This is a genomic window from Allobosea sp. P2_B12 (assembly GCF_056404835.1).
The window spans coordinates 516,987-538,824 of sequence record NZ_JBFUDG010000002.1 but is presented as its reverse complement, the minus strand read 5'-3'; the positions used below and the strand labels follow the sequence as shown (position 1 = coordinate 538,824).

General features: G+C 66.4%; 26 protein-coding genes. 16 read left to right on the top strand and 10 right to left on the bottom strand.

What is annotated here, in order from left to right:
* Window positions 1-68 precede the first annotated feature (68 nt).
* The 9 genes from leuC (at window position 69) to leuD (ending at window position 5,198) form a co-directional block, all read left to right on the top strand.
* Window positions 69-1,487: a 3-isopropylmalate dehydratase large subunit gene (leuC, locus tag AC1DYU_RS07840; protein WP_476791131.1), complete on the top strand. Its 1,419-nt coding sequence runs from the start codon at window positions 69-71 to the stop codon at window positions 1,485-1,487.
* A gap of 44 nt (window positions 1,488-1,531) precedes the next feature.
* The gene (locus tag AC1DYU_RS07835; RefSeq protein ID WP_476791130.1) at window positions 1,532-1,777 is read left to right on the top strand and encodes a DUF4160 domain-containing protein; all 246 of its coding nucleotides are present in this window, start codon (window positions 1,532-1,534) and stop codon (window positions 1,775-1,777) included.
* Window positions 1,749-2,015 (top strand): DUF2442 domain-containing protein, encoded by a 267-nt coding sequence (locus tag AC1DYU_RS07830; RefSeq protein WP_476791129.1) that lies wholly within the window; start codon window positions 1,749-1,751, stop codon window positions 2,013-2,015. Before AC1DYU_RS07835 ends, AC1DYU_RS07830 begins: the two co-directional genes overlap by 29 nt.
* 2 nt (window positions 2,016-2,017) lie before the next feature.
* A complete protein-coding gene (locus tag AC1DYU_RS07825) occupies window positions 2,018-2,257 on the top strand; it encodes a hypothetical protein (protein ID WP_476791128.1) in 240 nt (79 codons plus the stop codon).
* A 17-nt stretch (window positions 2,258-2,274) separates the two neighbouring features.
* Entirely contained in the window at window positions 2,275-2,742 is a 468-nt protein-coding gene (locus tag AC1DYU_RS07820) for a metallopeptidase family protein (protein WP_476791317.1), read from the top strand.
* The gene (locus AC1DYU_RS07815; RefSeq protein WP_476791127.1) at window positions 2,743-3,378 is read left to right on the top strand and encodes a LysE family translocator; all 636 of its coding nucleotides are present in this window, start codon (window positions 2,743-2,745) and stop codon (window positions 3,376-3,378) included. It abuts the gene before it with no gap.
* 145 nt (window positions 3,379-3,523) lie between these two features.
* Window positions 3,524-3,868 (top strand): DUF6152 family protein, encoded by a 345-nt coding sequence (locus tag AC1DYU_RS07810; RefSeq protein ID WP_158483947.1) that lies wholly within the window; start codon window positions 3,524-3,526, stop codon window positions 3,866-3,868.
* Between the two features lie 6 nt (window positions 3,869-3,874).
* Window positions 3,875-4,351, top strand: a complete 477-nt coding sequence (locus tag AC1DYU_RS07805; RefSeq protein ID WP_476791126.1) for a DUF6644 family protein — start codon at window positions 3,875-3,877, stop codon at window positions 4,349-4,351.
* A 244-nt stretch (window positions 4,352-4,595) separates the two neighbouring features.
* Window positions 4,596-5,198 carry a 3-isopropylmalate dehydratase small subunit gene (gene leuD / locus AC1DYU_RS07800; RefSeq protein WP_476791125.1) on the top strand — a complete coding sequence of 201 codons (603 nt, stop codon included), beginning with the start codon at window positions 4,596-4,598 and terminating at the stop codon, window positions 5,196-5,198.
* A gap of 109 nt (window positions 5,199-5,307) precedes the next feature.
* Here leuD and AC1DYU_RS07795 read toward each other — a convergent pair whose 3' ends face one another.
* The 3 genes from AC1DYU_RS07795 to AC1DYU_RS07785 all read right to left on the bottom strand — a co-directional run bounded on the left by AC1DYU_RS07795 (window position 5,308) and on the right by AC1DYU_RS07785 (window position 9,023).
* Window positions 5,308-6,555, bottom strand: coding sequence for a DUF1501 domain-containing protein (locus AC1DYU_RS07795; RefSeq protein WP_476791124.1), 1,248 nt, complete (start codon window positions 6,553-6,555; stop codon window positions 5,308-5,310).
* Window positions 6,556-6,560: 5 nt separating this feature from the next.
* Window positions 6,561-8,012, bottom strand: a complete 1,452-nt coding sequence (locus AC1DYU_RS07790) for a DUF1800 domain-containing protein (protein ID WP_476791123.1) — start codon at window positions 8,010-8,012, stop codon at window positions 6,561-6,563.
* A 198-nt stretch (window positions 8,013-8,210) separates the two neighbouring features.
* Window positions 8,211-9,023 (bottom strand): DUF4394 domain-containing protein, encoded by an 813-nt coding sequence (locus tag AC1DYU_RS07785; protein ID WP_476791122.1) that lies wholly within the window; start codon window positions 9,021-9,023, stop codon window positions 8,211-8,213.
* 195 nt (window positions 9,024-9,218) lie between these two features.
* Between AC1DYU_RS07785 and AC1DYU_RS07780 the strand changes: the two genes are divergently transcribed.
* Together AC1DYU_RS07780 and AC1DYU_RS07775 are read left to right on the top strand one after the other, a co-directional pair.
* Entirely contained in the window at window positions 9,219-9,779 is a 561-nt protein-coding gene (locus tag AC1DYU_RS07780) for a sigma-70 family RNA polymerase sigma factor (protein WP_158483953.1), read from the top strand.
* Window positions 9,776-10,522: an anti-sigma factor gene (locus AC1DYU_RS07775; RefSeq protein ID WP_476791121.1), complete on the top strand. Its 747-nt coding sequence runs from the start codon at window positions 9,776-9,778 to the stop codon at window positions 10,520-10,522. Before AC1DYU_RS07780 ends, AC1DYU_RS07775 begins: the two co-directional genes overlap by 4 nt.
* Before the next feature lie 3 nt (window positions 10,523-10,525).
* Here the strand turns inward: AC1DYU_RS07775 and AC1DYU_RS07770 are convergent, their stop codons facing one another.
* From AC1DYU_RS07770 to AC1DYU_RS07755, 4 genes are all read right to left on the bottom strand, one after another.
* On the bottom strand, window positions 10,526-10,876 hold the full coding sequence (locus tag AC1DYU_RS07770) for a type II toxin-antitoxin system PemK/MazF family toxin (protein WP_476791120.1): 351 nt from the start codon (window positions 10,874-10,876) through the stop codon (window positions 10,526-10,528).
* Complete coding sequence (locus AC1DYU_RS07765; RefSeq protein WP_476791119.1) at window positions 10,866-11,222, bottom strand: hypothetical protein; 357 nt, start codon at window positions 11,220-11,222, stop codon at window positions 10,866-10,868. The genes AC1DYU_RS07770 and AC1DYU_RS07765 overlap by 11 nt, the downstream gene beginning before the upstream one ends.
* A 79-nt stretch (window positions 11,223-11,301) precedes the next feature.
* Window positions 11,302-12,393, bottom strand: coding sequence for an ATP-dependent DNA helicase (locus AC1DYU_RS07760; protein ID WP_476791118.1), 1,092 nt, complete (start codon window positions 12,391-12,393; stop codon window positions 11,302-11,304).
* 95 nt (window positions 12,394-12,488) lie between these two features.
* A complete protein-coding gene (locus tag AC1DYU_RS07755) occupies window positions 12,489-14,171 on the bottom strand; it encodes a methyl-accepting chemotaxis protein (protein WP_476791117.1) in 1,683 nt (560 codons plus the stop codon).
* On the opposite strand from AC1DYU_RS07755, the gene AC1DYU_RS07750 reads away from it, so the two are divergent.
* Both AC1DYU_RS07750 and AC1DYU_RS07745 read left to right on the top strand, forming a co-directional pair.
* On the top strand, window positions 14,134-14,391 hold the full coding sequence (locus tag AC1DYU_RS07750) for a hypothetical protein (RefSeq protein ID WP_476791116.1): 258 nt from the start codon (window positions 14,134-14,136) through the stop codon (window positions 14,389-14,391). The two genes, AC1DYU_RS07755 and AC1DYU_RS07750, sit on opposite strands and share 38 nt — an antisense overlap.
* Window positions 14,392-14,452: 61 nt before the next feature.
* On the top strand, window positions 14,453-15,331 hold the full coding sequence (locus AC1DYU_RS07745) for an alpha/beta fold hydrolase (RefSeq protein WP_476791115.1): 879 nt from the start codon (window positions 14,453-14,455) through the stop codon (window positions 15,329-15,331).
* 6 nt (window positions 15,332-15,337) lie between these two features.
* On the opposite strand, the gene AC1DYU_RS07740 is transcribed toward AC1DYU_RS07745, so the two are convergent.
* Window positions 15,338-15,922 carry a GNAT family N-acetyltransferase gene (locus AC1DYU_RS07740; protein ID WP_476791114.1) on the bottom strand — a complete coding sequence of 195 codons (585 nt, stop codon included), beginning with the start codon at window positions 15,920-15,922 and terminating at the stop codon, window positions 15,338-15,340.
* Window positions 15,923-16,013: 91 nt separating this feature from the next.
* Between AC1DYU_RS07740 and AC1DYU_RS07735 the strand changes: the two genes are divergently transcribed.
* Complete coding sequence (locus AC1DYU_RS07735) at window positions 16,014-16,631, top strand: LysE family translocator (RefSeq protein WP_476791113.1); 618 nt, start codon at window positions 16,014-16,016, stop codon at window positions 16,629-16,631.
* A 5-nt stretch (window positions 16,632-16,636) separates the two neighbouring features.
* Here the strand turns inward: AC1DYU_RS07735 and AC1DYU_RS07730 are convergent, their stop codons facing one another.
* Window positions 16,637-17,332: an SDR family oxidoreductase gene (locus AC1DYU_RS07730; RefSeq protein ID WP_476791112.1), complete on the bottom strand. Its 696-nt coding sequence runs from the start codon at window positions 17,330-17,332 to the stop codon at window positions 16,637-16,639.
* A 156-nt stretch (window positions 17,333-17,488) separates the two neighbouring features.
* On the opposite strand from AC1DYU_RS07730, the gene AC1DYU_RS07725 reads away from it, so the two are divergent.
* Both AC1DYU_RS07725 and AC1DYU_RS07720 read left to right on the top strand, forming a co-directional pair.
* Window positions 17,489-17,731, top strand: coding sequence for a type II toxin-antitoxin system VapB family antitoxin (locus AC1DYU_RS07725; protein WP_476791111.1), 243 nt, complete (start codon window positions 17,489-17,491; stop codon window positions 17,729-17,731).
* Window positions 17,728-18,153 (top strand): type II toxin-antitoxin system VapC family toxin, encoded by a 426-nt coding sequence (locus tag AC1DYU_RS07720; protein WP_476791110.1) that lies wholly within the window; start codon window positions 17,728-17,730, stop codon window positions 18,151-18,153. The genes AC1DYU_RS07725 and AC1DYU_RS07720 overlap by 4 nt, the downstream gene beginning before the upstream one ends.
* A 24-nt stretch (window positions 18,154-18,177) precedes the next feature.
* Here AC1DYU_RS07720 and AC1DYU_RS07715 read toward each other — a convergent pair whose 3' ends face one another.
* The gene (locus AC1DYU_RS07715; RefSeq protein ID WP_476791109.1) at window positions 18,178-21,777 is read right to left on the bottom strand and encodes a hydantoinase B/oxoprolinase family protein; all 3,600 of its coding nucleotides are present in this window, start codon (window positions 21,775-21,777) and stop codon (window positions 18,178-18,180) included.
* Between the last annotated feature and the right edge of the window lie 61 nt (window positions 21,778-21,838).

The following is a 21,838-nucleotide window of genomic DNA, read 5'->3' as shown; positions in this document are numbered from 1 at the left end:
GGTTGCCAGCGCACCGGCGCCTTTCAAGATTTTCCGATCCGCTTTCGACACCCCAAAGGCTTCACGCCATGACCGCGACCTCCGCCCCCCGCACGCTCTACGACAAGATCTTCGACGACCACATCATCGACCAGCAGGACGACGGCACCTGCCTGCTCTATATCGACCGCCACCTCGTTCATGAGGTCACGAGCCCGCAGGCCTTCGAGGGGCTGCGCATGACCGGCCGCACGGTCCATGCCCCAGAGAAGACGCTGGCCGTCGTCGACCACAACATCCAGACGACCGACCGCTCCAAGGGCATCGTCGAGGAGGAGAGCCGCATCCAGGTCGAGGCGCTGGCCCGCAACGCCAAGGAGTTCGGCGTCGAGTATTTCGACGAGCTCGATATCCGCCAGGGCATCGTCCACATCATCGGCCCCGAGCAGGGCTTCACCCTGCCGGGCACCACCATCGTCTGCGGCGACAGCCATACCTCGACCCATGGCGCCTTCGGCGCGCTGGCGCATGGCATCGGCACCTCCGAGGTCGAGCATGTGCTGGCGACCCAGACGCTGATCCAGAAGAAGGCCAAGAACATGCTCGTCCAGGTGGACGGCACGCTGGCCAAGGGCGTCACCGCCAAGGACATCACGCTGGCGATCATCGGCGAGATCGGCACGGCGGGCGGCACCGGCTCGGTGATCGAATATGCCGGCGACGCGATCCGCGCGCTCTCGATGGAAGGCCGCATGACGCTGTGCAACATGTCGATCGAGGGCGGTGCCCGCGCCGGCATGGTCGCGCCAGACGAGAAGGCCTATGCCTATCTCAAGGGTAAGCCCAAGGCGCCCAAGGGCGCGGCCTGGGACGAGGCGATGCGCTACTGGGAGACGCTCTACACCGATGAGGGCGCGCATTTCGACCGCATCGTCAGGCTCGACGCCAACAACCTGCCTCCGATCGTCTCCTGGGGCACCAGCCCGGAGGACGTGATCTCGGTCGCAGGCGCCGTTCCCGATCCGGCGCTGATCGAGGACGAGACCAAGCGCACCTCGAAGCAGCGCGCGCTCGACTATATGGGCCTGACCGCCGGCACGAAGATGACCGACATCCCGCTCGACGTGATCTGGATCGGCTCCTGCACCAACGGCCGCATCGAGGATCTGCGCGCCGTCGCGAAGATCGTCGATGGCAAGAAGATTGCCGGCTCGCTTGACTACGCCATGATCGTGCCGGGCTCCGGGCTGGTGAAGCAGCAGGCTGAAGCAGAGGGGCTGGACAAGATCTTCCTCGCGGCGGGCTTCGAATGGCGCGAGCCGGGCTGCTCGATGTGCCTGGCGATGAACCCCGACCAGCTCAAGCCGGGCCAGCGCGCTGCCTCGACCTCGAACCGCAATTTCGAGGGCCGCCAGGGCTTCAAGGGCAGGACGCATCTGGTCTCGCCGCAGATGGCCGCCGCCGCCGCGCTGGCGGGGCACTTCGTCGATGTGAGGCAGTTAGGCTGAGACGATCAACCCGGCGTCGCGACTGCTAGAAGGGAGCGACGCCGGTGCCGACGATTCTGAAAGCGGGCCCCTATCGCATCTACTTCGTCAGCCACGACTGCCGGGAACCGGCGCATGTTCATGTGGATCGCGATATGGCGACAGCGAAATTCTGGCTGCAGCCTTTCCGGCTAGCCAGCCAGATCGGGTTCTCACGGCACGAACTGCGTGACATCGAGCGACTGGTCAGGGACAATCGTGACCGTTGCCTGGAGGTTTGGCATGAGCACTGCGGAAGAGCTTCTGATTGAAGCGCGTGTTCAGAGCGTGCGCTGCACGGACGATCGTCTCATCGTCGATCTCACGGATGGGCGCGAATTGTCCGTGCCGATCCGCTGGTATCCGCGTCTGCTGAATGCCACGGCAGCCCAGCGCGCCGACTGGCAACTGGCCGGCGCCGGCTACGGCGTTCACTGGCCGCAGATAGACGAAGACCTCAGCGTCAAGGGCCTTCTGATGGGCTGGGCCGCTCCCGGCGTCGTGAAATGAGCATGGATCCCCGCGAAGCCGCCCGCGCCGCCGAGGCGCAAGCTGCGCTCGACCGCGTCAAGCGCGACAGCGAAAGCCTGCTCGGCTCCTCGATGGGCCGCGCCGCCGAGCATTTTTCCGGCGGCGACGCCCCCGAAGGCGACAAGATCGAGCTTTGGGGCCGGCGCATCGGCCGTTCGCTCTCGCTGGTCGGCGTCATCGTGCTGGCCTGGTGGCTCGGCCATCAGTTAAAGGTCTGGTGATGGGCAGCGTTCCCGAGATGCGCGCATCCGTCGATGCGGGAATCCAGCCGCAGGATTCCGTGGAGATCGACTGGGACGGCATCAAGGCGCCCTCCGCCGACGCCTTCGAGGTACTGGCGCAGGCCGCCTTTGACCGGCTGCCGGAGGCGTTTCGCGCGCTCTGCGCCGACGTCATCTTCAATGTCACCGAATTTCCCGATGATGATGTCTGCAAGGAGCTGGAAGCAGACAGCCCCTTCGACATCCTCGGGCTGTTCACCGGCATCGGCCTGCCGCAGCAGGGCTATGCCCCGCAGACCGGCCAGATGCCCAACACGATCCATCTCTACCGCCGCCCGATCCTGGATTACTGGGCCGAGCATGACGAGACGCTCGGCGGCATCGTCACCCATGTGCTGGTCCACGAGATCGGCCACCATTTCGGCTTCTCCGACGAAGACATGGAAGCCATCGAAGCCCAGGTGGACGCTGAGGCGGAGCGCTAGATGATGCTCGACGATCTGATCAGCCATCTGCCCGATCTGGCGCTGACCTATGCCGCGTTCTTCCTGGCGGTGGCCAGCCCCGGCCCGAGCAATCTCGTCGTCATGGCGACCGCGATGGAGCGCGGCCGCAGCGCCGGCGCGACCCTGGCGCTCGGCGTCACCGCCGGCTCCCTGACCTGGGGCATCCTGGCCGCGATCGGCGTCACCGGCCTGATCGTCGCGCATCCCGAAGCGCTCTACGGCATCAAGATCGTCGGTGGGCTTTATCTGCTGTTCCTGGCCTGGCGCTCGGCGCGTTCGGCGATGCGGGTCGAGATGCCGCCGCCGAAAGCCGCCGTGTCCGGTCGCCGCGCCTTCCTGCGCGGCTATCTCATGCACCTGACCAACCCCAAGGCGATCCTGAGCTGGACGGCGATCATCGCGCTGGGCCTGCGCCCCGACACGCCGCCCGTCGTGCTCTACGCCATCATCATCGGCTGCATGCTGATCTCGCTGGGGATCAACCAGTTCTACGCGGTGCTGTTCTCCACCGCCTCGATGATCTCGGGCTATCGCCGCATCCGCCGCAAGGCCGAAGCGGTCCTCGCCGCTTTCTTCGTCTTCGCCAGCTTCAAGCTGCTGACGGCCCAACTCTGAGGGCTGCCTCGGCTATGGCAGCGGGCGCGGCCATGCAGCCGGAGCGCTGACACATCCGTGAATGCGGCGGCGCCGGTATCGCCTCATTGACGCCGCCTCACACGGCTCTAACCTTCGCCTGGAAACACGAACGCGGAGACCGACCATGCGCCGCCTCGCCTTCGCCGCCCTTGCTGTGGCCCTGCCCGCGGCCGCCTTCGCCCATCACGGCTGGGGCTCCTATGACGCCCAGAACCCGGTGACCCTGACCGGGCCGATCAAGACGCTCGAATACGGCAACCCCCATGTCCATGCCGACATCACCGCCGACGGCAAGGACTGGGAGCTGACCTTTGCGCCGCCCTCGCGCATGCAGGCACGCGGCGCCCTGCAGGATCTGATCAAGGTCGGCACCACCGTCACGGCCTATGGCTATCCCAGCCGCGTCAGGCAGGGTGAGATGCGGGCGGAATGGATCGAGGTCGCCGGCAAGCGCTTCGAGCTGAGGTGAGCCGGCGTGGAGCATGCCGGCATCGCCATCCTGCAAACGCTCGAGCGCTCGGCCTTCGGGCTCGCCATCCGTGACGCCGTGCTGATCTATCCGATCGCCAATGTCGTGCATGTGCTGGCGGTGCTGGTCTTCTTCGCCAGCGTCGCGATCATGGATCTGCGCGTCCTCGGCGCGCTGCGCGACGACGCGACGGAGGCGGTCATCCGCCGCTTCCGCCCGGTCGCGATCGGCGCCTTCTGCGTGCTTCTCGCCAGTGGCATCGTCCTGTTCACGCCGGAGGCGAGCGCGATCATCCGCAACCCCTCCTTCCAGATCAAGCTGGCGCTGATCGCGGTCGGCTTGCTGAACGTGCTCTGGATGGAGCGGGCGCTGAAGCGCGGCTATCCCGGCATGACCGCGCGCGCCGCGCGGGTTCCCGCCGCGCTTTCTCTCGTTATCTGGCTCGGCGTCGCCGCAGCCGGACGCTACATCGCCTATATCTGATGGCCATATCCCCCACGGCCCTCATCCTGAGGAGCCGCGAAGCGGCGTCTCGAAGGATGCTCCAGCAGGATCCGGAGATATCTGGAGCATCCTTCGAGACGAAGCCTGCGGCTTCTCCTCAGGATGAGGGCTGTGGGTATCGATCGAGATGTCCGAATGCCGGCCTGGGGTATCGGCTACGCGGATTTGAGGGTTCTCCGCGCCGCGCAGTTCGGCTAAAGGACTGTCGATCAGGAGTTCTCCCATGCAGCCCTTCACCACGCTGACCTCGACCCCCGCGCCCTTGAAGGTGATCAATGTCGACACCGACATGATCATCCCCAAGCAGTTCCTCAAGACGATCAAGCGCACCGGTCTTGGCACCGCGCTCTTCGCCGAGATGCGCTACAAGGAAGACGGCTCGGAGAACCCCGATTTCGTGCTGAACCAGCCAGCTTATCGCAAATCCGAGATTCTGGTGGCCGGCGACAATTTCGGCTGCGGCTCCTCGCGCGAGCATGCGCCCTGGGCCCTGCTTGATTTCGGCATCCGCTGCGTGATCTCGACCTCGTTTGCCGATATTTTCTATAACAACTGCTTCAAGAACGGCATCCTGCCGATCGTGGTGTCGCCTGAAGACCTCGAGAAACTCTTCGACGACGCCGATCGCGGCTCGAACGCCACCCTGACGGTCGATCTCGCCAAGCAGCAGATCACCGGTCCCGATGGCGGCACCGTAACCTTCAACATCGACCCGTTCCGCAAGCACTGCCTGATGAACGGCCTCGACGACATCGGCCTGACCCTGGAGAAGGCCCCGAAGATCGCGGCTTATGAGGAAAAGCTGAAGCAGCGCGCCTGGGCTTGACCGCTCTTTCGTCATGGTCGGGCTTGTCCCGACCATCCACGTCTTCCTTGGGCGGGGACGGTGTTCAAGACGTGGATGCTCGGCACAAGGCCGAGCATGACGGGACGGGCTACCCCACCAGCCCCGCCATCGGCGCAAGCGCGCCGCTGCCCGGAAACACCCGCTCGGCCAGCACCGGCCCCGACAGCCCGAACAGCTCAGAGACCACGCCCTTCGCCACGGCGCGGATATCGGTGGTCGGCTTCAGGTCGCGCTTCTCGTAGAGTTGTTCCGGCTTCAGCCCCGGCCAATCGACGATCATCCGTCCGCCATTCACGGCGCCACCGACGAGGAAGGCGACCGTGCCGGTGCCGTGATCGGTGCCGACCGTGCCGTTGACCTTCGCGGTGCGGCCGAACTCCGTCACAACCATCACGACGGTATCCTTCCAGACCGGTTTCAACCCCTGCTCGAAGGCAGCCAGCGCGCCGTCGAGGCCGCCGAGCAACTGCGCCAGCCGGCCCTTGGCGCCGCCCTCATTCGCATGCGTATCCCAGCCCTCGAAGGCGAGCGCAGCGATGCGCGGCCCGTCATCGGCGCCGACCAGCGCGGCCGCGCCCTCTGCAATCCGCTTCATGCCGTCGGCACTGTCGGGGCCGCCACCGCCCTTGGCCTCGCCGCTCATGCCGCGCCGCTGCGCGATCTCCTCGGTCAGCTTCGCCTGAGCCAGGGCGCGGGCCAGTCCCGGATCGCGCTGGCCATAGAGATCTTCCAGCCGCTGGATCAGGTCGGAGCCCGCCCGGGCCATGCGCGGCGGCGCCCAGCCGAGGATCGGTGCCTCACCCCGCACCACCAGAGGCGGCACGACGCCGACGCCGAGCACGCCGCGCTGGGAAATGCCCTCTCCCACCGGCAGGCTCGCGATCAGCCGGTTGAGCCAGCCGCTCTCCGTCTTGCCCGGCCCGGCCTGCCCGCTTTCGAGCACATCCTGCCCGTCGAAATGCGAGCGCTCGCGATAACCCGTGGCAGCCGCATGCACCACCGAAGCCTGGCCCGAGGCATAGAGGCGCGCGAGATTCGGCATGGCCGGATGCAGGTAGAAGAAGCCATCGAGCGGCAGCGCCGCATCGGGGCCGTCCCGCGTCAGCGCGATATCGTCGCGCAGGGCCGCATAATCGGGATCGCCGATCGGCGGCACCGCCGATAACCCGTCCAGCGCGCCGCGCAGCACCACCAGCAGGAAGCGCGGATCGCGCGAACCCGCCGCCGCATAGGCGAATCTCGGCACGAAGGACCAGGCGAAGAGCGCCCCGGCCGCACCGAGCACGGCGCGGCGCGAGGGCGTCATCCGTTCGCAATCGTCGTCGTCATCGCGCATCGGCATCACCTCCGCTGGAATTCGGGCGACATCAGCAGCAGCGCCAGCGCCTGCGGCTTGCTCTCGGCCCGCGCGACCGCCTGCCGCGTCTGCGCAGACATGAGCGGGCCGAGGATTTCCTCTGCCAGCGCGCGGGGATCGGGCACGCTGCCCGCGGCCTGCCGGCCCCAGCCGGCAGCGACGTCGATCCGTGTCTTGACGCCCTCGGGCGAAGCCCAGGCATCGTTGCTGTCGGGATAGCCGTTGGGACCGGACGGCTGCCAGAAGGGCTGGCCCATTGCATTGAGTGGCCCGATGATCTGGCCGAAATCGGGTTTTCGCCCAAGCGCCCGGAAGGCGGCGAGGAGAAATTCCTGCGGCGAGCGGATTTTCGTCGGCTCCGCGCGCCATGCGGCATTCGACTCGATCAGGGCGCGCGAGACAGCTGCCAGATCGCCCTCGCTGCTGCGGAAAACCGCCGAGAGATCCCTCACCAGCTGGGGCGGGGGATCGTCGGCCACAAAATGCCGGACGAGTTTGAGCGCGATGAAATCGGCCGTGGCGGGATGATTCGCCAGATCGCTGAACGCGGCCAATCCCTGCGCCTTGCCGGGCTGACCATAATGCTTGCCGAGCATGGCCGGGGCGCCGGGTTCGTGCAGCCCGGCATTGAAGGCAAACGAGCCGGGAAAGCCGAGCACCGCCTCGCGTCCCACCACCGTCCAGCCGGTGATGATCCGGGCGAGGTTGGTGACGTCGACCTGGGCATAGCCGCCGGAGACGCCCAGCGTGTGCAGTTCCAGGATCTCGCGGGCGAGGTTCTCGTTCAGGCCGCGCCCGCGCCGCTTGCCGGCCGGCGAAGCCGGGCCGATCGAGAGCCGGTTGTCGAGGAATTCGAGCATCGCCGGGTGGCTCTCTGCGGCGACCAGCATCTCCTCGAAGCGGCCGAAGACATGCGGGCGGATCGCCTCGCGCTCATAGGCGCCCGCCATGATCCGCGTCATGTTGCTCTTGGTCGCGCCAATGCAGAAATGGTTGGACCAGAACTGGACGAGCCGCTCGCCAATGCCCGTCTCGGTGTCGAGCGCGAGACGCACCCGCGCCAGGACCTCGTCGCGATAGGTCCGGTAGGGCAGCGCCGGCTCGTTCGCGGGCTTGGGCTGAGCCATCTGGTTCTGGCTTGTCCCCGGAGCAGGTGGGGCAGGCAGAGGCGGCGCCGCTGCGACCTTGGTTTCGACCGCCCGGCGCGCCTCGCGCTCGAGTTTTTCGCGATCCTCGAAGGCATAGAGTGCGGCGCCGATCTCGGCCGCGCCCGAAAACGGCACGCCGGCCGGCTGCGGCAGCCCCCGCCGCTCGATTTCGGCAAGCAGCCGGTCGCGTGCGCTCGCCCGTATGTCGCCGCTCTGGCCCAGCGCGAAGCCCAGTCCGAAACGCTGCAATCCCACGCTGTCGCTGCGTGCATCGGACGGGCTCGCCATGCGGTCGTCTCCGCTCGTTTGTCGGGCGGACGCAGATTGGCCGCAGAACTGTGGCGAAAACCAGAAGCGAAACGCGAGAATCTGACGTTTCGCCGGATCGGCCGCAACCGACGGAGCCGAAATCGGCCTCCAATCAAGGAAAAACCGCCGCCCCTTGCGAGGCGGCGGTTCCCGAATCGTCGGTCAGGATCGGGCTGGTCACATCGCCGGAAGCACCGCGAGATCACGCACCGGCGCGCTCAGCCCGGTCACCTTTCCAACCATCGAGGCCTTGCCGGTGGCGAGGTCGACCTTGTGCAAGGCGCCGTCCGCGAGGAGCCAGCCAGTGTTCGTGCCATCCGCGGCGGTCTCGATGTCGAAGGCGATCACCTTCGGCATCACGCCGAGCTTTCCGATGGCGCCAAGCACGCCGTCATTGGGCGGCGCCTGCTTGATCAGACCGCCGATCTTGCCGTCGATGTCGTAGAGCGCCGTTTCCTTGGTGCCCTTGACGGAGTTGCTGTAGGCGCCGGCGACGATCATCGGGGCCTCGCCCTTGTGTATGTCGGTCTCGGCGAATTTCAGCTTGCCGTCGACGGTGGTCTTGCCGTCCTCGACATTGACGCGAAGATTGGTGCCGTCCGAGCCGATCACGCGCAGGCGGTCGGCGGCCGGGTTGAAATCGACGGTCGCCATGGCGCCGGCGGCGAGCACGGTGTCCATCTTGGACTTCATCGTCGCCTTGCCGTCCTTGTCGACGGTGTAGATCGTGCCGTCGGTGGTCAGCGCATAGAGCATGCCGTCGGCAGGGCGGACGTCGATGCCGGCGATCTTTCCGGAAAGGCCGGTGACCTTCATCGACTTGCCGGCCTTCTGGGTCGCAGTGTCGATCAGGGTGAGGGTGTCGTCGCCGGTCAGCGCGGCGAGCGTGCCGGCCTGGGCGGAGAGGGATGCTGCGAAAGAGCTGCCGAGGATGGTCGAGGCGATCAGCGCGAGGCGCGTAGTTCTGGCGAGGCGTGTGATCCTGGTCATGTCGTTGTCCTCCGTTTCATCGTAGAGGTACCGCTCTGGCGGTTGGCGGCCGCGGCACTCGCAGCGGATATGCTGGGCTGGGCGGGCCGGATGCCGGCTGAAAAATAAAGAAGAAATACGCATCCGAACGGGAACCCGCCGCGTAGACCGGGGTTGGCGATCGGTCTCTCGGGCTGACGCCGGAAGGAGACGGGGATGGCGGGGGGCGCGTTGACACAGAAGGCAGGAGAGATCGAGGCGGCGCTCCTGGCGTGCGCCGCGGGAGATAAATCCGCGCTCCGCCGCATCTATGATGCCGAGTCGGCGCGTATGATCGGTGTGGCGCAGCGTCTGCTCAAGCGCCGCGCGCTGGCCGAGGAGGCGGTGCAGGATGCCTTCGTCCTGATCTGGCGGCATGCCGCGCGGTTCGATCCGCAGCGCGGCGCCGGCCTGACCTGGATCTATGCGATCCTGCGCAACCGCTCTCTCTCGATCCTGCGCGACGAGAAGCGGACTGAAACGAGCGATGCCCCTGTCTCCGAAGAGGCGGCAAGCGAAGAGGACGATCCCGAGACGGTCATGTCGAAACTGTCGGATGCCAAGGCGCTGCACGCCTGCCTCGAGACCCTGCCGCCGCAGCGGCGCGGCCTCGTGCTGCTCGCCTTCGTCCAGGGCCTGACCCATGGCGAGATCGCAGGCCGGCTGAAGCTGCCGATCGGCACCGTCAAATCCTCGATCAGGCGCTCGCTGATGTCCCTGAAGGAGTGCCTCGGATGAGCCCCTCGACGGATCTGAACGGAACGCCGCAGGAGCGCGACGCGCTGGCCGGCGAATATGTCCTCGGCCTCGTAGAAGGCGCCGACCGGACGGCTCTGGAGCAGCGCATCGAGCGCGAGCCGGCGCTGGCGGCCTCCGTCGAGAGCTGGCGCGGCCACCTTGCCGCGATCGACGCGACCGCGCGGCCGATCCCGCCCTCGCCCGGCCTCTGGCCCCGCATCGAGGCCGAGATCGCGGCGATCCTGCCTGCCGCCGAGCGCGGACGGCTCAAGGCGCTCAAGGCTGGCAATACGCTGGCCGACTGGTGGAACAGCCTGTTCATCTGGCGCGGCGCGGCTCTCGCCGGCGCCCTGGCGGCGATCCTGCTCGCCATCGGCCTGAACGGCGCGCTCGACCGCGCCAGGCGCCAGCCGCTGATGGTGGCGGTGCTGCTGACGGACGCCAACGTGGCGGCCGCGGTCGTCAACACCTTCGCCAATGGCCGCGTCGAGATGGTGCCGCTGCAGAACATCGCCGTGCCCGAGGGCAAGGCGCTCGAAATCTGGACGCTGTGGGACCGCGCTGTCGGCCCCCGCTCCGTCGGCCTGATCGACCGCGCTCGCACGACGCCCCTGCGGCTGGATCAATTGCCGCTCGGCAGGGACCAGCTCTTCGAGATCACGATCGAGAACGCGACAGGCTCGCCGACAGGGCGGCCAACCGGCCCGATCGTCGCGAAGGGAACCACATCGCAGGCGTTGTGAGCTTCAGCCGAACAGTATCCCGGCCAGTTTCGCCGTCAGCAACCCTCGGTCGACTTGACCGAGGGTTCCGATCTTTCGCGGGATGATCGCTAGCGAAAGCGTCACAAGCTTCCACCGCAGCAGGGAGGCGTGCTTGAGGCCTGTCGGTGACAAATCGACGATGACGTGGTCGCTCTCCCATCGGCTGCCAGCACCCGTCGTGATCATCGTCGTAATCACATGACCATGAGTTTTGTTGAACGCCGCGTTGGAAAGAACGGCCACGGGCCGTGGTTTCCCATAAGCAATATCCGTGAAAGGAAACGGCGCGACGACGATGTCCCAACGATCCAGGTCCAGATCGTCAGAGGTCATCATACGCGTCCGCATCGGCCTTGCTGGTCCACTCCGTCATGAGTTCGGACACCGCTGCGAGATAGGGATCGGTCGAAGGCGTATCGTCCAACTCAATCTCGACCGCTTCACCTCGGCGCTCACGATAGATCCGGTTCCAGTAGTCCTTGAATGCCTCGTCAGGGCGAATGCCTGGGGTGGGCCTACCATCCCCCCCATCTCGCATCTTTCGAAACAGCATGGGCTTGCCATCGACACGCAAGGCAATTGCTGCGTTCTGTTTCAAACCAGTAATTTTACCAACAATATGAACGCTATCGATATGCTTAAGCCAAATCGTGTGATCGCTGACAATCATCTGAGCCATCTAACCCTCCCGCGCCAAGCCGCAGGGGGTGTATAGCCCACCCCAGCTTAACGCGCAAGGGGGGCATATAGCCCACCCCTCAAACCACCACCGTGATCGTCTCCGCTGCCCGCGTCAGCCCGGTATACAGCCACCGCGCCCGATGCTCGCGGAAGGCGAAGCTTTCGTCGAACAGCACGATGTCGTTCCATTGCGAACCCTGCGCCTTGTGGACCGTCAGGGCGTAGCCGAAGGTGAATTCGTCGGTGTGCTTGCGCAGCTCCCAGGGGATTTCGTCCTCGGTGCCATCGAAGAAGTTCGGCAGCACCGAGACCTTCACCGGCTTGGCCGAAGGGTCGTCCTCCGGCGTCACCCGCATGGTGACGAGCCCCTTCTTCGAGGTCTTCAGCTCCTGCACGATCCATGAGCCGCCATTGAGCAGGCCCTTGCTCTTGTCGTTGCGCAGACAGACGAGCTTCTCGCCCGCGACCGGAACCGTTTCGGTCCGGCCCATGATCTGGCGCATCCGGGCATTGTAGTTGCGCCGCGTCTTGTTCATGCCGACCAGCACCTGGTCGGCGCTCATCACCAGTTGCGGATCGACCTCGCTGCGCCGGATCACGCGGCTGGGCCCGTACTCGCCGACATCGAGCCGCCCGCCCTCGCGCACGGTCATCGACATCCGCACGATCGGGTTGTCGGCCGCCTGGCGGTGGACCTCGGTCAGCATGATGTCGGGCTCGGATTCGGTGAAGAAGCCGCCGCCCTTGACGGGGGGGAGCTGCGCCGGGTCGCCCAGCACCAGCACCGGCGTGCCGAAGGAGAGCAGGTCACGGCCGAGGTCTTCATCGACCATCGAGCACTCGTCGATGATGACTAGCTTGGCCTTGGCTGCCGTGCTCTCGCGGTTGAGCACGAAGGTCGGGCTCTCTTCGTCGACGCCGCGGGAGCGGTAGATCAGCGAATGGATCGTCTGCGCGCCGACGCAGCCCTTGTTGCGCAGCACCAGCGCCGCCTTGCCGGTGAAGGCCGCGAAGACGACATCGCCATCGACGGCCTCGGCGATATGGCGCGCCAGCGTGGTCTTGCCGGTGCCGGCATAGCCGAACATCCGGAACAGCTGCGGCTCGCCGGCCTGGAGCCAGCGCGCGACCGCGCTGAGCGCGGCATCCTGTTGCGGCGACCAGGTCATGCTGGGGTGGGCGTGTTCGGAGACATGCCCGCAGATGGGGACGAGTCGCGCGCCGAAGGCAAGAGAGATGACGAGCGCGATGGCGCCAAACCGGTTCAGGCGGCGCGCAGCCGTCGAACGAAATCGAAGGCCTCGCGCTGGAGCGTCCCGATGCGCTCGTCGAGCGCCCGCGCGCTGGCCGCTCCCATATCGGCTTGGGCAACGCTCTGGGCATTGGCCACGGCGATCTCCGACATCGCGCCGGCGGCGGTTCCTGTCACGTCGGAAATGCGCGACACGGTCTCGCCGAGCGAGCCGAGCAGTTCAGCCTGGGACCCGACCATCGTCGAAATCTCGGTGCTGGTCTGCTCCACCGCGCCGACGCTGCTCGCGATCGCCGAGACCGCCCCTGCGGCATGCGACAGCGCCTCGTTGACGAGCGCGATGCGCGAGACGATCTTGGCCGTCGCCTCGCCTGTCTGGCTCGCCAGATCCTTGACCTCGCTCGCAACCACCGCGAAGCCGCGGCCATGCGCGCCGGCCCGCGCCGCCTCGATCGTGGCGTTGAGCGCCAGCAGGTTGGTCTGGCGCGCAATCGCCTCGATGATCCCGACGACGTCGCGGATCTGCGAGGCATTGTCGGTCAGGCGCTCGACGAGCGCCGAGGTTCCCGCCGCCTCCTGCGTCGCGGCGGTGGCCATCACGGAGACCCGCCGGACCTCGGCATTGATCAGCCCGATCACATGCTCCAGCCGCAAGGCGGCGTCGGTGCTGTGTTGGGCATCGACGCCGGCGCCTTTCACGGAAGAGGCCGCCGTCGCGGCGCTCTTCGAGACCTGATGAATCCGCACGGCCGAGTCCTGCAGCGCGGCGCGCAGAACCTCGCTGGAATCAGCGATCTCGCCGAGCAACGTCCCCAGCCTGAGCTCAAATTCATCCGCAATGCGCTCGAGATCCTGCGTCCGCGCCTGCCGGTGCTGCTGCGCCAGATCGGCCTCGGCCTCGCGCGTCACCAGGGTCGCCCGGACCTCGCTGAACGTCCTGACGGTGCGGGCCAGTTGTCCGATCTCGTCCGCCCTGCCCTGATGCGGCACCTCGATCAGCGTATCCGACGCGGTCGCGCGCGCGATCGCCGCCATCAGGTCCCGCAGGGGCCGCGTCAGATGCGTCCGGAGCAGCAAGAAGACCAGAACGCCGCCGGCAAAAGGCAAAAGCAATGCCAGGGCGATCGTCCTCTGGCGCACATTGGCGGCAAGCTCGGCGGCTCTCGCTCTTGCGTCTCCGGCCATGCGGGTCAGTGCGTCGCGCATGCTCGTCGTCGTCACGATGATCTGGCGCACATTCTGCTGCGCCTCGTCGGCTCCAGCTTCCAGCAAGGCGGCCTTGGCCGAGATGCGCCGGCCGATGTCGACGATGTCACGCTGAAAGGCGATGAACGTCCTGATGCGCGAATCCAGGGTCGGATGCGCCTGCCGCATCTCGGGCGGCAGGGACGACAGCAGATTGGCGCGGGCGGAATCGACCAGGTCGACGGCGCCGTCCAGCTGGTCGAGCGCGCTCTCGACATCGCGTGCGCTGGCGCCTTCGTCGAAACGGCTGAGCAGCGAGGCATAGGTCACGCGGTTGGTGAGCAGGGCGGCCCGGTTGGCGAGTTCGAGAGCGTCGAGAGCTTCCTCGTCGATACCGTGAACGGCGTCGAGACCGCGCACGGCACTGACGAGACCCGCCCCCGCGGCCAGGCTCAGAAGCGCGAAGAGCAGGATGATCTTCGCCGTCAAACCCAGTCTACGCATCGTCATGGCCGCCATCGTCGAAGGTGTCGGCTGTTTCGCAGATGCGAGCGAACGGCAGGTTAACGGCATCAGGAATTTCTATACAATTCAATATATTAGCCGGTTATCGACCGGGTCGGGTTTGCCGCTGCTCAGGCGGCATGGCGCGAACGCTCCCACGCTGCCAGGCCGGGAGACGGACGAGACCATCGCCGGCCATTCCCGTGCCGGAAAGCCTTCAGCATGAGGTGAAAATCGAGGCTAGGATCGAGGGAATCGACCCGCCGGCTCGGTTGAATCGGCCACTCGTGAGCGCAGGTGTCGCGATGCATATCCACGTCAATGGCATCAGCCTCTTCGTCGATATCGAGGGCGCGGGCCTGGTCCCCGACGGTCCCGTCATGCGTCGCAAGCCGACCCTGGTTCTGGTCCATGGTGGCCCCGGCGCCGACCATAGCCTCTACAAGCCGGCCTTCTCGTGCCTGAGCGACATCTGCCAGATCGTCTATTACGACCATCGTGGCTGCGGGCGCAGCGAGGACGGTCCGCGCGAAAGCTGGACGCTGGCGCAGTGGGGCGACGATCTGAAAGCGCTCTGCGACACGCTCGGCATTGAGAAGCCGATCGTGCTCGGAACCTCCTTCGGCGGTTTCGTCGCCCAGGCCTATGCGACGCGCCACCCCGGCCATGCCGGAAAGCTGATCCTCGTCACCACGGCCGCCAGGGTCGATTTTGAGGCGATCTATGCGGCGTTCGAACGGATCGGCGGTGCCACAGCGGGCGCGGTGGCGCGGGCCTACTGGTCGGCCCCCTCCCCGGAGACGCGCGCGCCTTATCTCGAACTCTGCCTGCCGCTCTACAACGCCCGGTCGCAAGCCGGGCCGGCCGACTGGAAGCAGCGCGTCATCATGCGCAACGACACCGGCGTCCATTTCAACGGCCCCGCCAACGAGCAGGGGCGGATGGATTTCCGCAAAGCCCTCGCCCGGGTCGAGTGCCCCGTGCTCGTCATGGGCGGCGAGGAGGATCCGATCATGCCGATCGCCTTCAGCGAGACGATCGCGGCGAGCCTGCCGCCCGAGTTGGTCCGTTTCGAGCGCTTCCCGCGCTCCGGCCACGCCATCGTGCCGGATGATCCGGAAGCGGCTTTCGCCACCATCCGCGATTTCATTCTGGCAACCCCGTAGCCAACCTCACAAGGCCAGCCGCAGCAGCGGCCGGCCCGGCTTCTGCTGCGCGACCTCGGTGAAGCCGGCCCGCAGGAAGACCCGTTCGGGCCCGACATAGAGCCCCTCGCTGCTGCGCTTGAACTCATGATCCATCGCCGCGGCCTCGAGCAGCCTCGCGCCGCTTTCACGCGCAAAGCCGATCGCTCCGTCCAGCAAGGCCGCCGTCACGCCCCTGCCGCGAAAACCCTTGCGCACGAAGAAGCAGGATGCCGCCCAGTTGCGCTTGTCCTCGGCAGGCCCATCGGCCAGCGGCGTCGACGCCCGGCGCGGATTGTTCCATTCGGGGATGTCGGCGCGCGGGCCGACCTGCAGCCAGCCGACCGGCATATCCGCGTCATAGGCCAGAACGCCGGGCGGCGGCCCCGTCCTGACGCGCTCCTCGAAGAGCCTGCGCGCGCCCTCCCCGAGCAGCGGCATGCGCTGCTTCTGCGGCATGCGGAAATGATTGCACCAGCAGCCATAGCAGGGGCCCTGCGGCCCGAAGAGGTTTTCAAGATCGGGCCAGCGTTCGGGCGTCAGGGGCAGAACATCGAAAACGGTCTTCGCCATCGCCACCTTCCTTTCGCAAAAACGATCTCCGGGGCTCGACTCGCGCGCTGCGGGAGGAGACTAGTTGAGGATCGAGCCGGAGACCTCTGTCATGTCCATCGAACTCTACGCCGCCTACCTCGTCGCCTGCTTCGTCATCGTCATCGTGCCCGGCCCGACCGTGACCCTGATCATCGCCAACAGCCTGAAGCACGGTACCCGCGCCGGCTTCCTGAACGTGGCAGGAACGCAGTTTGGGCTGGCGATCATGATCCTGGTTGCGGGCATCGGGTTGAGTTCGGTCATCGCCGCGCTGGGACACTGGTTCGACTGGGTGCGGCTCGCCGGCGCCGCCTATCTGATCTGGCTCGGCTGGAAGATGTTCCGCGCCGCCAGCGCCGGCGGGGACGGTTCAGCATCGGCAAGGCCGCCGCGCGGCGGCTTCTTCCTGCAGGGCGCGCTGGTGGCGCTCAGCAACCCGAAGACGCTGCTCTTCTTCGGCGCCTTCTTCCCGCAGTTCCTCGATGCGGGCCGCGACCATGTCACGCAGATCGCCATCATGGGCGCGACGGCGATGCTCTTCGCCGCGGTCAGCGACAGCGCCTATGCCGTGCTGTCCGGCCGGGCCGGGCAATTGCTGTCGCAAAAGCGCGTGCGCCTGCTGTCGCGCGTCAGCGGCAGCGTCATGATCGGCGGCGGATTATGGCTGGCCTCAGCGCGGTCGAACTGACGCCCTCACCAGGGAATCGTCTCGCCCTGCCAGGTCCGGAAGCTCTTGGTCTGCGCCATGCCGGAGCGGTCGATCGTCGCGATCAGGCCCGCGGCGCTCTCGGACGGCGCGATGTCGGCCCCGCCGCCGCCCATATCGGTGCGGACCCAGCCGGGGTGGAACAGGAGCACGCTGACATTGCGCTCCTTCACCGCATCGCCGAACAGCACCATCGCCATGTTCACCGCCGCTTTCGACGAGCGATAGGCGATGTTGCCGGACGGATTGCTGCCGATCGAGCCCATGCGGCTTGAAATCGTCGCGATCTTGCGACCGGTCCCGGCCTCGACATTCGGCAGGAAGGCCTGCGCGATCCGAAGCGGCGCGTAGACATTGACCTCGAAGACCTCGCGCCAGGCGTCGAAATCCATGTCGAAGGCGTTCTGCCGGTCGCGTGGGCCATAAACGCCGGCATTGTTCAGGAGCACGTCGATCGGCCGGCCTTCCAGGGCAGCTTTGGCAGCGGCAACGCTCTCGTCGGAGGTCACGTCGAGCTCCAGCGGCGTGATCCCGCCGACATGCTCGGCCGCGAACTCGGCCAGCGCACCGCCCCAGGGGTCGCGTGCGGCAGCGATGACATGGTCGCCCCGCCGCACCAGTTCCATCGTCAGCGCAAGCCCGATGCCGCGATTGGCGCCGGTGATCATCCAAGTCTGGGGCATGGGGGTGTCTTTCGTCGTTGAGGCTGCGGTTTTAAGCGAGACGAGCCTGCCTTGGAACACTGCCTGCGCAAGGCTGCCCCGCGACAACGATCAAGGCGAGACACCAATTGATGGATATTCATTTTTCGCATATGAATATTCGAGAGGAGGATGGTCATGCCACTCTACATCCGTGACGATGAGGTCGATGAACTAGCGACCAAGCTCCAAAATCTGATTGGGACAACGACTAAAACCCAGGTCGTGCGCCAGGCGCTCGAACGGGAGATCAGCCGGCTCGAAGCCGCGCGGCCGCTCGAGGAGATGATCGCCAGAAGCATGGCGCTTGCCGATGCCATGGGCGCAGGTGAAAGCGACTTCGACATGAAGGCGTTCACCGACGAGATGTGGGAGACATGACCTATCTCGATGCATCGGTCATCGTCGCCATCCTCGGGCGAGAAAACGACCGTGAAAGCGTGGTGCGACGGCTGGAGGCTTCGACACGCCCTTTCTTGGTGTCGCCACCAGGCGTCTTTGAAGCAGTTGTCTCGCTGGCTTCGAAGAAGTCGCGCGATACGCGCAGGATCCTGGATGCGGCCCTGATCGCGGAGGCCCAAGCCAGTGTCGCGCAGTTCATGGCCGATATCGCCGCCACCGAGGTGACGATCACCCCGGCCATCGGGCAGGCCGCAATCGAAGCCGCCAAGCGCTATGGGCGGGCCGTCGGCAGTCCCGCTGCGCTGAATTTCGGGGATTGCTTCGCCTATGCCTGTGCCAGCGAACACGGCGCCGCCCTGCTCTACAAAGGCAACGACTTCGCGCAGACCGATCTGGGCTGAGCGCGCGCCGTGACGGCAGCCGCTCTATCCCTTCGCCTTGCCATATCCCCCCGCCGTCGGCGTGATCACCGTCACTGCCTCGCCGGCTTCCAGCCAAGTCTGGTCGGAGGGCTTCAACTCCTCGACCGCCCCGGAGAGCCGGCGCACCAGCGTCCGGCCCACTTGCCCGGCCTCACCGCCCTTCACGCCGAAGGGGCGGACCTTGCGGTGCGAGGCCAGGATCGCGCAGTCCATCGCCTTGCGGAAGCGGATGGTGCGGCTCGTGCCGTCGCCGGCATTCCACTCGCCGCGCCCACCCGAGCCGGCGCGGATGTGGAAATCCTCGAGCACGACGGGGAAGCGCGTCTCCAGGATTTCCGGATCGGTCAGGCGCGAATTGGTCATGTGGACATGCACGCCCGAGGTGCCGTGGAAGCCCGGCCCGGCCGGCGAGCCCGAGCAGATCGTCTCGTAATATTGGTACTGGTCGTTGCCGAAGGTCAGGTTGTTCATCGTGCCCTGCGAGGCCGACATCGCCTCCAGCGCCCCAAACAGCGTGTTCGTCACGGCCTGGGAGACCTCGACATTCCCCGCAACGACGGCTGCGGGATAGCGCGGCGAGAGCATCGAGCCATCGGGGATGATGATCCTGATCGGCCTAAGACACCCGGCATTCATCGGGATCGCATCGTCGACCATGACGCGGAAGACATAGAGCACCGCCGCCCGCGTCACCGGGGCCGGGGCATTGAAGTTGTCCGGCCGCTGCTCGGAGGTGCCGGTGAAATCGACCGTCGCCTCGCGCTTCTCGCGGTCGATGGTGATCTTGACCTTGATCGCGCAGCCCTGGTCCATCGGATAGGTGAACTCGGCGTCATGCAGCTTGGTCAAAAGCCGCGCGACGCTCTCGGCCGCATTGTCCTGGACATGGCCCATATAGGCCTGCACCACGTCGAGCCCGAAGGATGCGATCATCTTCTCGAGTTCGGCGACGCCCTTGGCATTGGCGGCGATCTGCGCCTTGAGATCGTTGACGTTCTGCACGACGTTGCGCACCGGATAACGCGCACCCGTCAGGATCGCGACCAGCTCATCCTCGCAGAAACGGCCCTGATCGACGATCTTGAAGTTGTCGATATAGACGCCTTCCTCCTCGATCACGGTTGCCAGGGGCGACATCGAGCCCGGGGCCGTTCCGCCGACATCGGCGTGGTGGCCGCGGCTGGCGACCCAGAACAGGATCTCCTTGTCGTCGGCATCGAAGACCGGTGTGCAGACCGTGATGTCGGGCAGGTGCGTGCCGCCATTATAGGGCGCGTTCAGGCAGTAGACGTCGCCCGGCTTGATGACCGGGTTGTTCCGGATCACCGTCTCGACCGACTTGTCCATCGAGCCGAGATGCACCGGCATATGCGGCGCATTCGCCACCAGCGACGCGGTCGGGTCAAAGACCGCGCAGGAGAAGTCGAGCCGCTCCTTGATGTTCACGGAATAGGCGGTGTTCTGCAGCGTCACGCCCATCTGCTCGGCGATCGACATGAACAGGTTGTTGAAGATCTCCAGCATCACCGGATCGGCCTTGGTGCCGATCGCGGCGTTCTGGACCAGCGCCCTGGAGCGCACCAGCACCAGATGGTCCTTGGCCGTCAGCTTGGCCTGCCAGCCATCCTCGACCACCACCGTCTGGTTGGCCTCGATGATGATCGCCGGACCGGCGACGCCCTGGCCGGGCTTCATCGCCTCACGCCGGACGATCGCCGCCTCGTGCCATTGCCCCCCAGAGAACACGCGCGTCCGCTCGGCCACCGCCGGCTCGCCGCCATGCTCGGAGGCGGAAGCCTCCTCGAACTTCGCACCGCCGCCGATCGCCTCGACCTCGACGGCCTCGATGACGAGCGCCTTGGTCCCGTCCATGAAGCCGAAGCGAGCCTTGTGCGCCGCCTGGAAGGCGGCCTTCATCGTCTCCGTCGGGCCGGCTGCAACCGCGATCGCGGTGTCTGTGCCGGCATAGCGGACATGGGCGCGGGTCAGGATGACGATGTCGCCTTCCGGCACGCCCTGCCCCGACACCTCCGCCTTCGTCTCGGCGGCAAGGCCCGCAGCGACAGCCTCGACCGCCGCCGGAGCGCCACCATCGAGGGCGACGTCGAGCGCCGCCGTCCGGGTCGAGCGGATTTCGGCGAGCCCCATGCCATAGGCCGAGAGCAGGCCGGAGAACGGATGCAGCAGCACCGTCTTGATGCCGAGCGCGTCGGCCACGAGGCAGGCATGCTGCCCGCCGGCGCCACCAAACGAGTTCAGCGCATAGCGCGTGATGTCGTAGCCGCGCTGCACCGATATCTTCTTGATCGCCTCGGCCATGTTGGCGACCGCGATCTGGATGAAGCCATCGGCGACCTCCTCCGCGCTGCGGCCGTCGCCGACCTCTGCCGCCAGCGAGGCGAACTTCGCCTTGACCGCCTCGACATCGAGCGGCTGGTCGCGCTTCTCGCCGAAGATCGGCGGGAAATAGGCCGGGATCAGCTTGCCGACCATGACGTTGGCATCGGTGACGGCGAGCGGTCCGCCGCGCCGATAGGCCGCCGGCCCCGGATTGGCTCCGGCCGAATCCGGCCCGACGCGAAAACGCGCGCCGTCATAATGCAGGATCGAGCCGCCACCGGCCGCGACCGTGTGGATCAGCATCATCGGCGCGCGCATCCGCACGCCCGCGACCTCGGTCTCGAAGGCGCGCTCATATTCGCCGTCGAAATGGGCGACGTCAGTCGAGGTGCCGCCCATATCGAAGCCGATCACCCGGTCGAAGCCGGCCGAACGCCCGGTCTCGGCAAGGCCGACCACTCCGCCGGCGGGGCCGGACAGGATCGCGTCCTTGCCCTGGAACAGCTCGGCGGCGGTGAGGCCGCCAGAGGACATCATGAACATCAGCCGCGCACCGGTGCGGGCGATGTCGAGCTCCTCCGAGACCTGCGCGACATAGCGGCTCAGGATCGGCGAGAGATAGGCATCGACCACGGTGGTGTCGCCGCGCCCGACCAGCTTGATCAGCGGCGAAACCTCGTGGCTGACGGAAACCTGCGGGAAACCGATGTCGCGGGCGATCTTCGCTGCAACCTGCTCATGGGCCGGATAGCGATAGGCATGCATGAAGGCGATCGCGACGGCGCGGAAGCCGGCATCGTACTGCGCCTGCAGCGCGGAGCGGATCGCGGCGTCGTCTGGCGCCTGCTCGATCACCCCGTCCGACAGCACCCGCTCGTCGATCTCGACGACCTCGTCATAGAGCTGCTCGGGCTTGATGATCTCCTTGGCGAAGATATCGGGCCGCGCCTGGTAGCCGATGCGTAGCGCGTCGCGGAAACCCTTCGTCGTCACCAGCAGCGTGCGGTCGCCCTTGCGCTCGAGCAGCGCATTGGTCGCCACCGTCGTGCCCATGCGGACCTCGCCGACCAGCCCGGCCGGGATCGGCTCGCCGGTCTTCAGGCCGAGATGGTCGCGGATTCCCTGTACGGCGGCGTCGCGATAGGCGCCGGGATTCTCGGAGAGGAGCTTTCTGGCGTGAAGTTTGCCTGAGGGTTCCCGGCCGATCACATCGGTGAAGGTCCCGCCCCGGTCGATCCAGAAGTCCCAACGCGAAGACGACATCCCCAACATCCCTCTCGTTCAGCGCCAGCCAAGTCGTCGCTGACGTTTCATCGATAAATTG

Coding starts and splice junctions, on each gene's coding strand:
- AC1DYU_RS07715 (WP_476791109.1), bottom strand. CDS start 21,777: ATGTCGTCTTCGCGTTGGGACTTCTGGATCGACCGGGGCGGGACCTTC.
- leuC (WP_476791131.1), top strand. CDS start 69: ATGACCGCGACCTCCGCCCCCCGCACGCTCTACGACAAGATCTTCGAC.
- AC1DYU_RS07830 (WP_476791129.1), top strand. CDS start 1,749: ATGAGCACTGCGGAAGAGCTTCTGATTGAAGCGCGTGTTCAGAGCGTG.
- AC1DYU_RS07750 (WP_476791116.1), top strand. CDS start 14,134: ATGATCTTCGCCGTCAAACCCAGTCTACGCATCGTCATGGCCGCCATC.
- AC1DYU_RS07760 (WP_476791118.1), bottom strand. CDS start 12,393: ATGACCTGGTCGCCGCAACAGGATGCCGCGCTCAGCGCGGTCGCGCGC.
- AC1DYU_RS07770 (WP_476791120.1), bottom strand. CDS start 10,876: ATGACCTCTGACGATCTGGACCTGGATCGTTGGGACATCGTCGTCGCG.
- AC1DYU_RS07815 (WP_476791127.1), top strand. CDS start 2,743: ATGATGCTCGACGATCTGATCAGCCATCTGCCCGATCTGGCGCTGACC.
- AC1DYU_RS07795 (WP_476791124.1), bottom strand. CDS start 6,555: ATGCGCGATGACGACGACGATTGCGAACGGATGACGCCCTCGCGCCGC.
- AC1DYU_RS07755 (WP_476791117.1), bottom strand. CDS start 14,171: ATGACGATGCGTAGACTGGGTTTGACGGCGAAGATCATCCTGCTCTTC.
- AC1DYU_RS07825 (WP_476791128.1), top strand. CDS start 2,018: ATGGATCCCCGCGAAGCCGCCCGCGCCGCCGAGGCGCAAGCTGCGCTC.
- AC1DYU_RS07740 (WP_476791114.1), bottom strand. CDS start 15,922: ATGGCGAAGACCGTTTTCGATGTTCTGCCCCTGACGCCCGAACGCTGG.
- AC1DYU_RS07790 (WP_476791123.1), bottom strand. CDS start 8,012: ATGGCGAGCCCGTCCGATGCACGCAGCGACAGCGTGGGATTGCAGCGT.
- AC1DYU_RS07765 (WP_476791119.1), bottom strand. CDS start 11,222: ATGGCTCAGATGATTGTCAGCGATCACACGATTTGGCTTAAGCATATC.
- AC1DYU_RS07725 (WP_476791111.1), top strand. CDS start 17,489: ATGCCACTCTACATCCGTGACGATGAGGTCGATGAACTAGCGACCAAG.
- AC1DYU_RS07820 (WP_476791317.1), top strand. CDS start 2,275: ATGCGCGCATCCGTCGATGCGGGAATCCAGCCGCAGGATTCCGTGGAG.
- AC1DYU_RS07775 (WP_476791121.1), top strand. CDS start 9,776: ATGAGCCCCTCGACGGATCTGAACGGAACGCCGCAGGAGCGCGACGCG.
- AC1DYU_RS07785 (WP_476791122.1), bottom strand. CDS start 9,023: ATGACCAGGATCACACGCCTCGCCAGAACTACGCGCCTCGCGCTGATC.
- leuD (WP_476791125.1), top strand. CDS start 4,596: ATGCAGCCCTTCACCACGCTGACCTCGACCCCCGCGCCCTTGAAGGTG.
- AC1DYU_RS07780 (WP_158483953.1), top strand. CDS start 9,219: ATGGCGGGGGGCGCGTTGACACAGAAGGCAGGAGAGATCGAGGCGGCG.
- AC1DYU_RS07810 (WP_158483947.1), top strand. CDS start 3,524: ATGCGCCGCCTCGCCTTCGCCGCCCTTGCTGTGGCCCTGCCCGCGGCC.
- AC1DYU_RS07735 (WP_476791113.1), top strand. CDS start 16,014: ATGTCCATCGAACTCTACGCCGCCTACCTCGTCGCCTGCTTCGTCATC.
- AC1DYU_RS07720 (WP_476791110.1), top strand. CDS start 17,728: ATGACCTATCTCGATGCATCGGTCATCGTCGCCATCCTCGGGCGAGAA.
- AC1DYU_RS07730 (WP_476791112.1), bottom strand. CDS start 17,332: ATGCCCCAGACTTGGATGATCACCGGCGCCAATCGCGGCATCGGGCTT.